Here is a 13,310-nt window from a genome sequence, read left to right as displayed (position 1 = left end):
CTTCAGAAAGCGTGCGTCTGTGACTAATAACATTTTAGATTTTAAGTTTTAGATTAAATAATTGGGAATGACTGATTATGTATGGATTTGCAGCTTGTCTACAGTTGCGTTCTTGTTTAAACTTGTTTAATCGTATAAAAAATGGGGCGAGCCCGAAGCCCGCCCCACCAAAAATTATGCTGCTGCTATTAGCCCAACAGCGCCTGAGCCTTAGCTACCACATTATCAACTGTGTAGCCAAACTTTTCTAAAGCAACGGGGCCCGGTGCAGAAGCGCCGAATCTGTCAATACTGACGCTATCGCCTTCAGCACCCAAATAACGTCCCCAGCCGAAGCTAGAAGCTGCTTCAACTGCCAACCGTTTAGTAACAGCTTTCGGCAGTACGGATTCGCGGTAAGCCGCATCTTGTAAGTCGAACAATTCCCAGCAAGGCATCGAAACTACCCGCACTTTATTGCCTGCGGCGCGCAATTTTTCAGCGGCATCAACGCAGAGGTATGTTTCGCCGCCGGTGCCGATTAAAATGATGTCGGGAGTGCCGCCGTCATCAGACAAAATGTAAGCGCCTTTGGCCGTTCCTTCGATCGAACTTCCAGCCAAGTTGGGCAGATTTTGGCGCGACAAAGCCATTAAAGTTGGGCGAGTGCGGCTTTCAACTGCCACTTTGTAAGCGCCGGATGTTTCGTTACCATCGGCAGGGCGCATTACCAACAAATCGGGAATTACGCGCAGAGAAGCTAAAGTTTCCACCGGTTGGTGAGTCGGGCCATCTTCGCCCAAGGCTACGGAGTCGTGAGTCATTACATAAATAACTCCAGCTTCCGAGAGTGCAGAGAGGCGAATTGCGCCCCGCATATAGTCAGCAAATACCAAGAAAGTAGCGCAGTAAGGAATTAAACCGCCGTGGAGGAGCAAGCCGTTGGCGATCGCACCCATGCCGTGCTCCCGCACGCCAAACCGCAGGTTACGTCCTTCGTACTGACCTTTTTGGAAGTCTTTTTCACCCTTGAGCAAAGTCATGTTAGAAGATGCCAAGTCAGCGGAACCGCCGATCAATTCAGGTAGCACACCTGCCAAAGCATTCAAACATTTTCCAGAATGATTCCGAGTCGAATCTGCCTTATCTTCTGGCTTGTATGTCGGCAAAACTTTATCCCAACCTTCAGGAAGTTTGCCTGCAACTGTGCGCTCGTATTCTGCAGCTTCTGCAGGATATGCTGCTTTATAAGCATCAAAAGCTTTCTGCCATTCTTGTTCAGCTTGAGCACCGCGATCGACTGCTTTGCGGAAGTGAGCCAAAGCATCATCAGGAATCTCAAACGGTGCGTGTTCCCACTTCAAGAAATCGCGAGTTGCTTTCACTTCATCGGGACCCAAAGCAGCACCGTGAGCGCTGTAGGAATTGCGCTTGTTTGGAGAACCGTAACCAATGATGGTGCGGACTTTAATCATGGACGGTTTGTCCGTGACTTTTTTGGCTTCTTCAATAGCTTTGTGAACTGCTTCTAGGTTAGTATCTTCGTCTAGAGCGGTATTGTCTACTGTAATAACGTGCCAGTTGTAAGCTTCAAAACGCTTGCCCACATCTTCAGTAAAGGCCAAGCTTGTGTCGCCTTCAATAGAAATGTGATTGTCATCGTACAAGGCAATTAATTTCCCCAGTCCCAGGTGTCCGGCCAAAGAACAAGCTTCGCCAGAAACGCCTTCCATTTGGCAGCCGTCGCCCAAAATTACATAGGTGTAGTGGTCAACAATTGTGTGGTCGGGCTTGTTAAACTTAGCAGCGAGGTGAGCTTCTGCCATTGCCAAACCGACGGCATTAGCAATTCCTTGTCCCAGGGGGCCAGTGGTAACTTCTACGCCTTCGGTGACGAAGTTTTCGGGGTGTCCGGGGGTTTTGGATTCCCACTGGCGAAATTGCTTGATGTCGTCGAGGGTGACGCTATCGTAGCCGGTCAAGTACAGGAGGGCGTACTGTAGCATACAGCCGTGGCCGGCGGAGAGGACGAAGCGATCGCGGTTAAACCACTTGGGGTTTTTGGGGTTGAACCGCATGAACCGATCCCACAGCACAAAGGCCATAGGGGCAGCGCCCATCGGCAGTCCCGGGTGTCCTGATTTTGCTTTTTCTACCGCATCGATGGCCAAAAAGCGGATAGAGTTGATGCAGAGTTCTTCGAGTGATTGGGTTGCAACAGCCATAATTCTGGTTTTTATATGTTAAGAGAGAGTGTGTGTGGTCGATTCTGACAGAGGTGCGATGAGCCGAGTTCGATCGCTCGCGTTTCTGCTGTTCAGTTTCTGTGGAACTGCCGTGAGGCTGCACTACATATCATCTCACCAGTTGCGATCGACAGACAACTTAATTTTTTAATGTTTCGGTCGCTTTGTGCAGTCATAGCAAATTGTTATCGGAGATATTTCTGGGGCGAATGCGGGTCTGTGCGATCGGGCTACGAGAGGGTTTAACTTAATTATTTAGCAAATTGGCTCTCAAAACCACCCTGTTATGATAGAGTTTGGTGTTTCTGATATCTTGCAGCTTTGTCACGAACAGGCAAGATGCCTGTGAAGCGAAAAGTGAATTTTTTTGTGGGGCGTTGCTCAAAGCAACGCCCGATCGCACGATCGCCAGAATAGTGCAAGATGTCAGATATTTGTAATTTTAATCAGGCAATAACTAATGACTCTCAGTGAAGCCGAAGTCCGCAGTCAAAAAGTAGACGAACTGCGATCGCAAGGCATAGAACCGTATCCCAGTGAATCCTACGCGCGATCGCACACAGCCAAGCAAGTTCGCCAAATATTTAGTCAGCCGGGAAAAGAACTCCAAAACGGAGAAAGCGACCCCGAAGAAATTTCCCTGCGATTAGCCGGCCGCATTATTTCCAAGCGAGACAGCGGCAAAATTGGTTTCATCGATTTAAAAGACGCCACAGACAAAATTCAACTCAAAATCGAGAAAGCAATCGTCACCGGCGAAGTCGGTTTGAGCTTTGAACAAATTAAAAAATTGCTCGATGTCGGCGATTTTGTCGGCGTCGAAGGTATCGGCTGCCGCACCCCCAGGGGAGAACTTTCTATTTTAGTGAGGGAATTAAAGCTTTTATCAAAAGCTACCATTCAATTTCCCGATACTTATTACGGAATTAACGACCCCGAAGTTTGCCGCCGTCACCGCGAAATGGATTTGGCAAGCAACCAAGATGCGCTCAACCGTTTTATGCTTCGCAGCCGCATCGTTCAAAGCATCCGTTCCTATCTCTGGCAAGCAAATTTTTACGAAATAGAAACGCCAACACTGCAAGCTATTTACGGTGGTGCTGCTGCCAAGCCATTCATCACTCACCACAATGCTTTAGAGGTAGATTTGTATTTGCGAGTGGCTCCAGAATTATTCTTAAAAAGAGCAATTTGCGGCGGTTTCGAGCGAGTATTTGAACTAGGGAAAGCATTTAGAAATGAGGGCATTGACAGCACCCACAATCCAGAGTTTACCTCTTTAGAAGTTTACCAAGCTTATGCTGATGTCTTCGACATTTTAACAGTTGTCGAAGACGTGATATGTTTCGCAGCGGCGGCGGTATTTGGGGATGTCAAAGAAATTGAAAATCAGGGGGAAACGATTAGTTTAGAACGCAAGTTCGACTACAGCGAAAAATATCCCGGTTTCAGCGGCAAACACTGGCAAGTGAAAACGATGGTAGAAGCTGTCAGAGACGAGTTTGGGCTGGATTTTGACAGTTTGGACTTGGAAAGTGCGATCGCCTCTGCAACCAAACTCGAATTGCACCTCTCTAAGTTAGAACAACAGAGTTTAGGCTACGTGCTGTATGCGGTTTTTGACAAATTAGTTGTTCCCAAACTAATTCAACCTACATTCATCATCGACTACCCTGTCGAAGTCAGTCCCTTAGCAAAAGGACATCGCAGCAAGCCCGGATTTGTAGAACGTTTCGAGCTATTTATCAACGGTACAGAATACTCGAACGGCTTCTCAGAATTGAACGATCCGAAAGAGCAAAGAAAGCGGTTTGAGGAACAGTTAGCGCAGAAAAATGCCGGCGATGACGAAGCGCATCCAATGGATGAAGACTTTATTCAAGCGCTATCTTTGGGAATGCCTAATTGTGCGGGCATGGGCATCGGCGTAGACAGATTGGTGATGCTTTTAACTAATACTCAAAGCATCCGAGATGCCGTCATGTTCCCGACAATGCGGCCGGTCAAAGATTGATTCCAGTGGATTTTTAAACCGCAGATATCTGCGGATTAACACAGATAAACGCAGATGAAATTACATCGGCGTTTATCCGCGTTTATCTGCGGTTAAAAAACATCCTTCATATCACCGCATAAACGAACCGACAACACCGTTCAAATCTTCAGCCAAAGGATTTCCCAAAGCCTTAAACTTCCACTCGCCGCCTTCTCGATAAACTTCTCCCATCAACATATTTAATTTTCCTTCATAAGATGGGTCATTTGACAAGCGATAGCGAGCTATTTCTTTCCCGGCGGCATCTACAGCTCTCACGAAAGCATTTTCTACCATGCCAAAATGCTGTTTTCTCTCTTTCCCATCGTAAATATTCACGCCCAAAATAATTTTGTGATATTGTGCTGGCAAAGAGTTCAATTTCACCAATATTTGTTCGTCGTCTCCCTCTCCCTCGCCCGTGAGATTGTCGCCTGAGTGAACAACTGTTTTGTCCTTTGACTCCAAATGAGAGTAATAAATTACATCTTCTTTGTAGTTCTTTATTTTGCCATTGTCTCCCAGCAGCAGGGCGTAGGAATCTAAGTCAAAATTTGCACCGCTGCTTCTGCCAAAGATACTTTTTTTAGCTTTCGCTACATCCCAGCCCAAACCCATTGTCAGTCTGGACAAGTCGTATTCGCTTTTGCTGAGAACGATCGATTGTCCTTTTGTCAAGTTGATAGCCATAGTTTTGTGATTTTGTAATGTTTCTGGTGAAGTTGAATGATTGCCCTAAGCTAGCATTTTGTTTGCCGATAAAGCTGTTTCTAGGGTAATAGATTTTTGCTCCGCGCTGATTTTACCCAATGCGGATATTCTGCTGTCAACAAATCGTATAATTCCTCATCGGCAATATGTTCCGGGTCTTCTAAACTGAAGAAGTCTGCGTTGTCTAGGTAGCGATCGCCCATTTGGTCAAGCTGCTCTAAAAAGCTAAAATCGCTGGCTATGGATCTTGCTAACCACCCGCGAACTCCCTTACTTTTGACATCTTTCTGCGACTTGCCGATCGCCATAAACTGCCAAAATATCGGCTCATAGGACGACCATTGTAGCTGCTGCTTGCTTTCCGATTCGTCAGCAGTTTCTCCATCCGTGACAAACATCACGTAGACAGGTCGATCGGCTTTAATAGGTGCGTACCGCCTGCTACCGCGACCGTCAGGAAAATAGAAGTTTCTAATTTCCTTCATCACTTTACCGTAGTAAGTACCTCCTTCTAAAGGATACTGTTGCAGTATATGGTGGATGAAGTTTGAGAAATTGTCGATCGACATTTCACCGGGATTGTGGGGGTTGACTCCAAACAGAAATATGTCGATCGATCCGTTGTCATCAAACCGACATCCCAAAGCCAAAATCTTCTCTGCCAAACGCTGAATTTTTCCTGAACTGTATAGGGAAGACATGGAAGCCGAAATATCCAGGCAAAGCGCTACTTGAGCATCGTGATTTGTGAGATTTGCCTTTTTTAGCGAGATATCGGCTTTCTTGGCGAGATTGAAAATGTGCGGCGCTTTCTCCTCAAGCTTTTTGTCTAATGCTATAGCTTTCTGACTTTTGTGGCTATCTTCAATAACTGGTAATTTAGGCAGTTCTACTGTACGTTTTGCTGGTTTTTCTTGCTGTTTAATCTCTGAATGATATTTGTCAACAAAACTCTGCAACCCTGCTTTATATCCTTGTCCTACGGCCTGAAATCTCCAAGCTGCATCTTTTTTATACAACCGTCCGAACTCGACTGCTGTTTCTTCAGAAAAAGCTTCTGTTAAATCATAGCGCGCTAGTTCGCTGTCGGTTTCGCGATCGTACAATCGAATAAAAGCATTTCTGATTTGGCTGAAATTTTGATGTTTAGCTTGTGCGTCGTGAATCGTGACCACAAAAACCATTTCCTCAACCGCAGCCGTTACCTTTTCTAAGTCTAGATAAATTGTCTCGTCATCCCCTTGAGTTTGACCGGTTTGATTATCTCCCGAATGGGCGATCGCTCCGTCCGGCGACTGCGAATTATTGTAAAATACAAAGTATCTTTCATCGGGGATTTTTCCGTCCGAACCTAACGCAAAAACCGAGGCATCGATATCGCAGCTTTGCGGGTTTGAGTCGGATAAATTTAGTTTAGTTGCTATTTCCCACCCCAGGGCGATCGCAACTTTTGTTAAACTTGGAGATGTTTTAGAAAGATTAAATCTTTCGCCCTTCTTTAATTGAATTCCCATCTGGTTTATCACCTCATGAGTCTGATTGATTAAAATCGAGGGAAACATTCCTGCTTCCGAATTTCCCCTCGATTTATTTAGATAAGAGCGATCCTCTTCGAGGGCTTCGCTAACGACCTTTTATCAGGCATACTTGTCTACAAAGCTTTGCAAGCCTGAATTGTAGCCTTGTCCTACAGCTTGGAACCTCCACTCGCCGTCTTTCTTGTAAAGTCTGCCAAACTCTACCGCTGTCTCCCTAGAAAAATCCTCGTCCAAATCGTACTTCGTTACCTCTGTGTTCGTAGTAGTGTCGTAAATCCTGATAAAAGCATTTCGCACTTGACCGAAGTTTTGCCTTCTCGATTCTGCTTCGTGGATAGTTACCACAAACACAATTTCTTGCACCGCCGGATCGACTTTGGTTAAATCGACTGTAACGGTTTCATCATCGCCAAATCCTTCTCCGGTTCTGCTATCTCCCAGATGTATTACAGAACTGTCCGGCGATTGGTTGTTGTTGTAGAAAACAAAGTATTTTTCGCTGGGGATTTTGCCAGTAGCCCCCAACATAAACACGGAAGCATCTAAGTCAAACGCTGCGCCGGTGTCTGTAGCGTTGAGATCCCATCCCAAACCAATTCCGGCATTTTTCAACCCCGGTGCTTCTTTAGAGAGATTGATTCTCCCGCCTTTTTCCAAATTGATAGACATTTGCTCTCCTGTTCGCAACATCTTTGATATTATTGTTAACAGTTATATCACAAATTTTAAATGTCAAGTATAAGATGTCTTCCCTTTAAACGATTGATTTAGGAGCGATCGCGCTCAGGCACATAGCGCTGTTATTTCACTCATTCATCTTGCAAATTTGCCAAAATCCGATCGACCGTTTCTTGAACCGTTAGATGGGTTGAATCCAGCCAATAACCGAGACGAGGAGTTTCGGTGCGGAGGATGCGATCGAATGCATAAACCATTGTTTCGTTGGCATATCCGGTCTTGGATCTTGCTGCATCTCGTGCCGCTACAACCTCTGCCTGGGGACACAGAACGATCGCTGACAACGGTACATCATGAAACGCGGCGACCACCTCACTGAGTGCCGAACCAATGATGATGTCTTGATAGACAACCGTAAAGCCAGCCTGGAGATATTGTCGCGCTGCCATTGCTGCCAGGTGATAGCGCAGTTGAAGTTGCTGATATGCCTCTGCTGACAAATTTAACGCCATTTCCGCCTGCCCATTCACAATCATGCGACGAAAGATATCTCCGCGCAGGTGAACACTTTTGGGCAACCGTTCGGCAAGTGATTGGGCAGCAGTTGATTTGCCAGCAGCCATGTTCCCCGTAATCATAATAATTTGTGGCTGATGATTTGCAGCTTGTTGATTGCTGTTCATACTGTTTGTAATAGATTCAATGACTTAGCGCTACAAAAAACGAGTGAGTAATAACGAGTAAATCTCAAATCGGCTCACAAATTTGTGTTCAAGGGAGTAAATTAACAAATTGCTTTTGGTACTCATCCTCTGCCATCAGTTCTCTGGTGCTTTCTACCCTGTCTAAAAACACGATTCCATCTAAATGGTCGTGTTCGTGTTGAAAAATCCGGGCCACAAAGTCTGTCAATTCTTGTCGGTGGAGTTGGCCGTCTCTACTGGTGTATTCTATCTCGATCGCCCTACTTCTGGGCACCAAGCCCCGAATCCCCGGAATGCTCAAACAGCCTTCCCAGTCTTTGACTGTCTCTGTTGATGCAGCCACAATCCGGGGATTAATCATCGCTGTGGGTTCCATGTGGGGTGCTTGGGGATACCGCAAATTGGGGCGAGATGCGACGATGAACAGGCGATCGGACTGAGCCGCTTGAGGGGCGGCAATCCCTACTCCGTGCGCGTGTTGTACTGTAGAGATTAAGCTGTCAATCAACTCTTGAATGCGATCGTCCTGAATATTCTCGACAACTTGCGACGGGCGGCGCAGTACAGGATTTCCTAATTGTGAGATTTGTAATATTTCTGCCATATTAATTAGTAATTGATATTTGCTAATTGGTAATTGGTATTTGGTATTTGGTAACAACTGTCAACCCGTCAACAGTCAACAGATTATCCAACTTTTTGAACCGGCAAACTTCCCGTTTTAACGGTCAAATTAACTATTTGCCCGTTGCGGTTGATTTCCATTTGCAACAGCCCGCCAACCTTAGCATTTTGCACGAAATCCTGAACAGCTTCCGACTGAATAATCGGCTGATTGTTAATTTTTTGAATCACATCTCCAGCGCGCAAACCTGCCGCCGCAGCGGGAGAATTAGGAACAACGCTAACAATAGCCACACCCCGATCGACCGCAACTCGCAGGCTGCTGTTAGCGTTGCTGTTAATTTGCTCCTTAACCTCTGGAGTCAGCGTCGCCATTTCAATTCCCAAATAAGCGTGTTCGACTTTCCCCGTCGAAACCAGTTCCTTCGCTACCTCTTGGGCCGCCTGAATGGGAATCGCAAACCCCAATCCTTGAGCACCTTGAATAATCGCCGTATTCATGCCAATAACTTGGCCCGAAGCATTCAGCAGCGGGCCCCCGGAATTCCCCGGATTAATTGCAGCGTCTGTTTGAATAAAACCGATGCGCTTGTCGGGTACGCCCACATCAGAGCTCGATCGCCCCGTAGCGCTAATAATCCCCGCAGTTACGGAATTGTCCAAACCCAAAGGATTGCCGATCGCGATCGCCCATTCCCCAGACAACAGCTTATCCGAATTGCCGATCGTCACCACAGGCAGATTATTCGCCTCAATCTTCACCACAGCCACATCCGTCACCTTATCCGCCCCCAACACCCGGCCCTGAAAGCTGCGGCCGTCCTTGAGAGTTACATTTACGGTATCGGCTCCCTCTACAACGTGAGCGTTAGTGAGAATCACGCCGTCGGCCCCGATGACAAAACCCGAACCAGTGCCCCGTTCGATCCCGCCCCGGCCGCCCGAATTCGGTTCTATGCCAAAAAAATCTTCCGGCGACAGCCCTCTATTTCCCGGTTTCACCCGGCGCGAAGCATCGATCCGAACCACTGCCGGGCCAACTTTTTCCACGGCAGCCACAATAAAATTCACATTAGTCGCGTCGCCCGACAAGGAAGCAGGCGGCAAGACTTTGCTAACTCGATCCTTTGTATTGGGAGGCAGTTGCAATTTCGGTTCCAGCGCCCTTTGTCCCGAATCGCCAGAATTTGCACGAAATTGAGAAACCGTCAGACGATCGCCCAACATGGCGGCCCCGGCTCCCGTTACCAGCAGCAATATGTAAATTGCCGGTTGCTTCCAAAATTTGCCAGTAGAACTCTTCATGGCCATGTTTTAAGGCTTTCCTGCCAAATCTAAATATTTGCTGAACAGCTCCCCGATACCTGGTTTGGGCTGCAGAGCCGCCAAATTTTTGGGCGATGGCGTCCCGCCCCGCAAGCTACGGCAGACTCCCTTAAACTTTAGCATCTGAGGACTAAACTCTCTAGAGTAGAATTAATATCTTGAATGCCGATCGGCAGAGGTGAGCAGTGGACATTCCCCTCGAAAGTCTGTGGAATCAGATACTTGAACGTCTCCAGGTACAACTGAGCAGACCTAGCTTTGAGACGTGGATCAAAACTGCTAGGGCAGAACAACTCGAAAATAACTGTTTGATCGTCAGCGCCCCCAACCCCTTTGCTCGCAATTGGTTGCAAAAATATTACAGAGAAATCCTTGCCGATGCAGTCGCAGAAATTCTCGGCTATCCCGTAGACATTTACTTGACAATTGCCGGGGGAAACGAAACAGCCGGCAGCAGCGACTCGGCCATGATTTGGCCCTCCCCCATCGCCGCCGATGTCCCCGAAAGCCACTCGCTTCACCCCCCCAAACCCGCCAATTTAAACCCGAAATACGTATTTTCCCGCTTTGTCGTCGGTTCTAACAACCGCATGGCTCACGCAGCTTCCCTCGCGGTAGCCGAGTCTCCGGGCCGAGAATTCAATCCCCTATTTTTGTGCGGTGGCGTCGGTTTGGGCAAAACTCATTTAATGCAGGCGATCGGCCATTATCGCTTGGAAATTGACCCCAACGCCAAGATTTTTTACGTTTCTACTGAGAAATTCACTAACGATTTAATTGCCGCCATTCGCAAAGACAGTATGCAAACTTTCCGCGACCATTATCGGGCTGCCGATGTTTTATTAATAGATGACATCCAATTTATTGAAGGCAAAGAATACACTCAAGAAGAATTCTTTCACACTTTTAATACTTTGCACGAATCCGGAAACCAAGTAGTTTTAGCTTCTGACCGTCCGCCGCAGCAAATCCCCCGCCTGCAAGAGCGTTTGTGTTCCCGATTTTCGATGGGATTAATTGCCGACATTCAATTGCCAGACTTGGAAACTCGGATGGCAATTTTGCAGAAAAAAGCCGAGTATGAAAATATGCGGCTGCCGCGAGATGTGATTGAATACATTGCTTCTAGTTACACTTCCAACGTTCGGGAATTAGAAGGAGCTTTGATTCGGGCGGTAGCTTATCTTTCAATTACCGGTTTGCCGATGACTGTGGAGAATATCACCCCGGTTTTGAACCCGCAAACTGAAAGCGTAGAGGCGACGCCAGATGCAGTAATTGCAGTTGTGGCCGAGGCGTTTGATGTTTCTGTTGAAGATTTGAAAGGTATTTCCCGCAGGCGAGAAATTAGTCTGGCCCGTCAAATAGGGATGTATTTAATTCGCCAGCATACTGGTTTGAGTTTGCCGAAAGTTGGCGAAGTGTTCGGCGGCAAAGATCACACGACTGTGCTTTACAGTTGTGACAAAATTGCTCAGTTGCGGAACACTGACCCGAATTTGGCTCAAACTTTGCGTCAGTTGAGCGATCGAATTAATGTTGTCAGCCGCAAAACTTGAGAAAAAGTCATTAGTCAGTTGTCAGTTGTCAGTTGTCAGTTGTCAGTCAGTTGTCACACCAATGACTCTATGCAGCGATTTCAAGATCCCCATCATCGAAGGGGTAACTCTCCGATAACAGACAATCTCTATGCGTAGCAGCTTGCCTGTGGAAAAACCTGTGGAAAATTTGCCCTCCGTTTGTGGAAAACTTTACTCGATCGCCCGAAATAGTTTTTGCACAAAAATGGGCGATCGACCGCACCAGCTTTTCCACAAGTTTTCCACAGGTATTTATTACCTATAAGTGATGCCCAGCAAGCAGTTAGCTTTTTTTTCCACAGTTTCCACAGGGCGATCGACACAAAAAGAATTCAATAAATTAAAAAAACAGGCAATCCCTGCACACCCTACACACATAGTTCGCGACGCCCGCTAACCTCAGAAACCCGGTTTCTACGAAGATTTCTCGTTTTTACAGGCAAAATTTTGCCTGTAAACCCGGTTTCTAGCCCCATGCTTAAGCCCTACACGCAGAAAAACAGACCCGCCGGCTTTCTGTGATACGATTTGTTTCTGTTTCAAATCCGGTTAATTAACCTTCCTACCATGAAATTGGTTTGCACCCAAAGTGACCTCAACGCCAACCTCTCGTTGGTGAGTCGGGCCGTTCCCTCCCGCCCGACACATCCGGTACTCGCCAACGTGCTCTTAGTAGCGGATGAGGAAAATCAGCGGGTTAGCTTGACAGCTTTCGATCTCAGTTTGGGCATTCGTACCAGCTTCGCAGCAGAAGTTACTGGCGGCGGCAGTTTTACCATACCCGCTAAGTTGCTTAACGATATTGTTTCGAGACTCCCAGATGGAGAGATTACTTTAGAAGACGAAGCGGGGGACACCGTAGCCTATCTCACTTGCACTTCTGGCAGCTACCAAGTTAGAGGCATGGGCCCGGAAGAATTCCCAGAATTGCCCGCAATCGAAGCCGGAACAATCCTTAAATTGCCGCCGGAAGCCTTGATAGAAGGACTCAAAGGAACTTTATTTGCTACTAGCCCCGACGAAGCAAAACAGGTACTTGCAGGCGTGCATTTAAAGGTATTGCAAGATTGTCTGGAATTTGCAGCTACAGACGGCCACAGATTGGCAGTAGTTCAAACTGCCAATGAAAAAGCCGAAGCGGAAGAAACCGAAGAAGAATTTGAGGTGACAGTCCCCGCTAAAGCATTGCGGGAAGTAGAAAGAATGCTGGTGATGCGGCAGTGGACTGAACCTGTCACCCTGCATTTTGAACACGGTCAAGTAGTGTTTGAATGGGCCGACCAGCGCCTGACAACCCGCACTTTGGAAGGGCAATATCCCGCATACCGGCAGTTGATTCCGCCCTCCTTTGAGCGGCAAATTACCTTAGAAAGGCGATCGTTCTTAGCCGCAGTAGAAAGAATAGCCGTTTTTGCAGACCAAAAAAATAATATTCTCAAATGCAGCATCGACGAGGAAAATCAGGAAATCACTTTGTCGGTAGATGCTAAAGATGTCGGCTGCGGCAAAGAGTCAATGCCCGCACAGATTTCTGGAGACAGCATAGATATTGCTTTCAACGTGAAATACTTAATTGACATTTTGAAAACGGCTCAATCCCCCGAAATTCAACTGCAATTAAACGGTGCTTTAGCCCCAGTAATTTTCCAGCCATTGGGTGGCGTCAATGCTACATTCTTGGTGATGCCTGTGCAGCTAAGAGCTTAAAAAGAGTCATCAATCAACAGTCAACAGTCACCGATGCTGCAACCGGAATCGTTCAAATTCATCTGCGTTAATCGGTGTTAATCTGCCCCCATCTGCGGTAAAAAAAAGATAATTTTTCAGGCCGCAGATGACAAGGGATTGACTCAGATTCACGCAGATAAATATCGGAGAAATAGGAATAA

General features: G+C 46.9%; 12 protein-coding genes. 5 read left to right on the top strand and 7 right to left on the bottom strand.

Features of this window, described 5'->3' with window-relative positions; genetic code table 11:
• Positions 1 to 188: 188 nt before the first annotated feature.
• Positions 189 to 2,204, bottom strand: a complete 2,016-nt coding sequence (gene tkt / locus QUA80_RS03675) for a transketolase (protein ID WP_333421510.1) — start codon at positions 2,202 to 2,204, stop codon at positions 189 to 191.
• A 34-nt stretch (positions 2,205 to 2,238) separates the two neighbouring features.
• Between tkt and QUA80_RS03670 the strand changes: the two genes are divergently transcribed.
• Complete coding sequence (locus QUA80_RS03670; protein ID WP_190274302.1) at positions 2,239 to 2,376, top strand: hypothetical protein; 138 nt, start codon at positions 2,239 to 2,241, stop codon at positions 2,374 to 2,376.
• A 309-nt stretch (positions 2,377 to 2,685) separates the two neighbouring features.
• Complete coding sequence (lysS, locus tag QUA80_RS03665; protein WP_333421507.1) at positions 2,686 to 4,239, top strand: lysine--tRNA ligase; 1,554 nt, start codon at positions 2,686 to 2,688, stop codon at positions 4,237 to 4,239.
• A gap of 111 nt (positions 4,240 to 4,350) precedes the next feature.
• Here the strand turns inward: lysS and QUA80_RS03660 are convergent, their stop codons facing one another.
• From QUA80_RS03660 to QUA80_RS03635, 6 genes are all read right to left on the bottom strand, one after another.
• Positions 4,351 to 4,950, bottom strand: a complete 600-nt coding sequence (locus QUA80_RS03660; protein ID WP_333421505.1) for a TerD family protein — start codon at positions 4,948 to 4,950, stop codon at positions 4,351 to 4,353.
• Positions 4,951 to 5,030: 80 nt separating this feature from the next.
• Positions 5,031 to 6,485, bottom strand: coding sequence for a TerD family protein (locus QUA80_RS03655; RefSeq protein WP_333421503.1), 1,455 nt, complete (start codon positions 6,483 to 6,485; stop codon positions 5,031 to 5,033).
• 123 nt (positions 6,486 to 6,608) lie between these two features.
• Positions 6,609 to 7,178 (bottom strand): TerD family protein, encoded by a 570-nt coding sequence (locus QUA80_RS03650; RefSeq protein WP_333421500.1) that lies wholly within the window; start codon positions 7,176 to 7,178, stop codon positions 6,609 to 6,611.
• Positions 7,179 to 7,318: 140 nt separating this feature from the next.
• Positions 7,319 to 7,870, bottom strand: a complete 552-nt coding sequence (locus QUA80_RS03645; protein WP_333421498.1) for an AAA family ATPase — start codon at positions 7,868 to 7,870, stop codon at positions 7,319 to 7,321.
• A gap of 88 nt (positions 7,871 to 7,958) precedes the next feature.
• Positions 7,959 to 8,495, bottom strand: a complete 537-nt coding sequence (gene def / locus QUA80_RS03640) for a peptide deformylase (RefSeq protein ID WP_333421496.1) — start codon at positions 8,493 to 8,495, stop codon at positions 7,959 to 7,961.
• A gap of 83 nt (positions 8,496 to 8,578) precedes the next feature.
• A complete protein-coding gene (locus QUA80_RS03635; protein WP_333421494.1) occupies positions 8,579 to 9,820 on the bottom strand; it encodes an HhoA/HhoB/HtrA family serine endopeptidase in 1,242 nt (413 codons plus the stop codon).
• 206 nt (positions 9,821 to 10,026) lie between these two features.
• On the opposite strand from QUA80_RS03635, the gene dnaA reads away from it, so the two are divergent.
• The 3 genes from dnaA (at position 10,027) to dnaN (ending at position 13,128) form a co-directional block, all read left to right on the top strand.
• Positions 10,027 to 11,400, top strand: a complete 1,374-nt coding sequence (gene dnaA / locus QUA80_RS03630; RefSeq protein WP_333421492.1) for a chromosomal replication initiator protein DnaA — start codon at positions 10,027 to 10,029, stop codon at positions 11,398 to 11,400.
• 130 nt (positions 11,401 to 11,530) lie between these two features.
• Positions 11,531 to 11,686 carry a hypothetical protein gene (locus tag QUA80_RS03625; RefSeq protein ID WP_333421490.1) on the top strand — a complete coding sequence of 52 codons (156 nt, stop codon included), beginning with the start codon at positions 11,531 to 11,533 and terminating at the stop codon, positions 11,684 to 11,686.
• 302 nt (positions 11,687 to 11,988) lie between these two features.
• On the top strand, positions 11,989 to 13,128 hold the full coding sequence (gene dnaN / locus QUA80_RS03620) for a DNA polymerase III subunit beta (protein ID WP_333421488.1): 1,140 nt from the start codon (positions 11,989 to 11,991) through the stop codon (positions 13,126 to 13,128).
• Positions 13,129 to 13,310 lie beyond the last annotated feature (182 nt).

This window comes from Microcoleus sp. F4-D5 (assembly GCF_036704885.1).
Taxonomy (GTDB): domain Bacteria; phylum Cyanobacteriota; class Cyanobacteriia; order Cyanobacteriales; family Microcoleaceae; genus Microcoleus.
This window is presented reverse-complemented; position numbering and strand designations above follow the sequence as displayed.

Bases quoted from the DNA above. Each gene is read 5' to 3' on its own strand.
- QUA80_RS03645 (WP_333421498.1), bottom strand. From the start codon at position 7,870: ATGAACAGCAATCAACAAGCTGCAAATCATCAGCCACAAATTATTATG.
- tkt (WP_333421510.1), bottom strand. From the start codon at position 2,204: ATGGCTGTTGCAACCCAATCACTCGAAGAACTCTGCATCAACTCTATC.
- QUA80_RS03625 (WP_333421490.1), top strand. From the start codon at position 11,531: ATGCGTAGCAGCTTGCCTGTGGAAAAACCTGTGGAAAATTTGCCCTCC.
- lysS (WP_333421507.1), top strand. From the start codon at position 2,686: ATGACTCTCAGTGAAGCCGAAGTCCGCAGTCAAAAAGTAGACGAACTG.
- QUA80_RS03650 (WP_333421500.1), bottom strand. From the start codon at position 7,178: ATGTCTATCAATTTGGAAAAAGGCGGGAGAATCAATCTCTCTAAAGAA.
- QUA80_RS03660 (WP_333421505.1), bottom strand. From the start codon at position 4,950: ATGGCTATCAACTTGACAAAAGGACAATCGATCGTTCTCAGCAAAAGC.
- QUA80_RS03635 (WP_333421494.1), bottom strand. From the start codon at position 9,820: ATGAAGAGTTCTACTGGCAAATTTTGGAAGCAACCGGCAATTTACATA.
- dnaN (WP_333421488.1), top strand. From the start codon at position 11,989: ATGAAATTGGTTTGCACCCAAAGTGACCTCAACGCCAACCTCTCGTTG.
- QUA80_RS03655 (WP_333421503.1), bottom strand. From the start codon at position 6,485: ATGGGAATTCAATTAAAGAAGGGCGAAAGATTTAATCTTTCTAAAACA.
- def (WP_333421496.1), bottom strand. From the start codon at position 8,495: ATGGCAGAAATATTACAAATCTCACAATTAGGAAATCCTGTACTGCGC.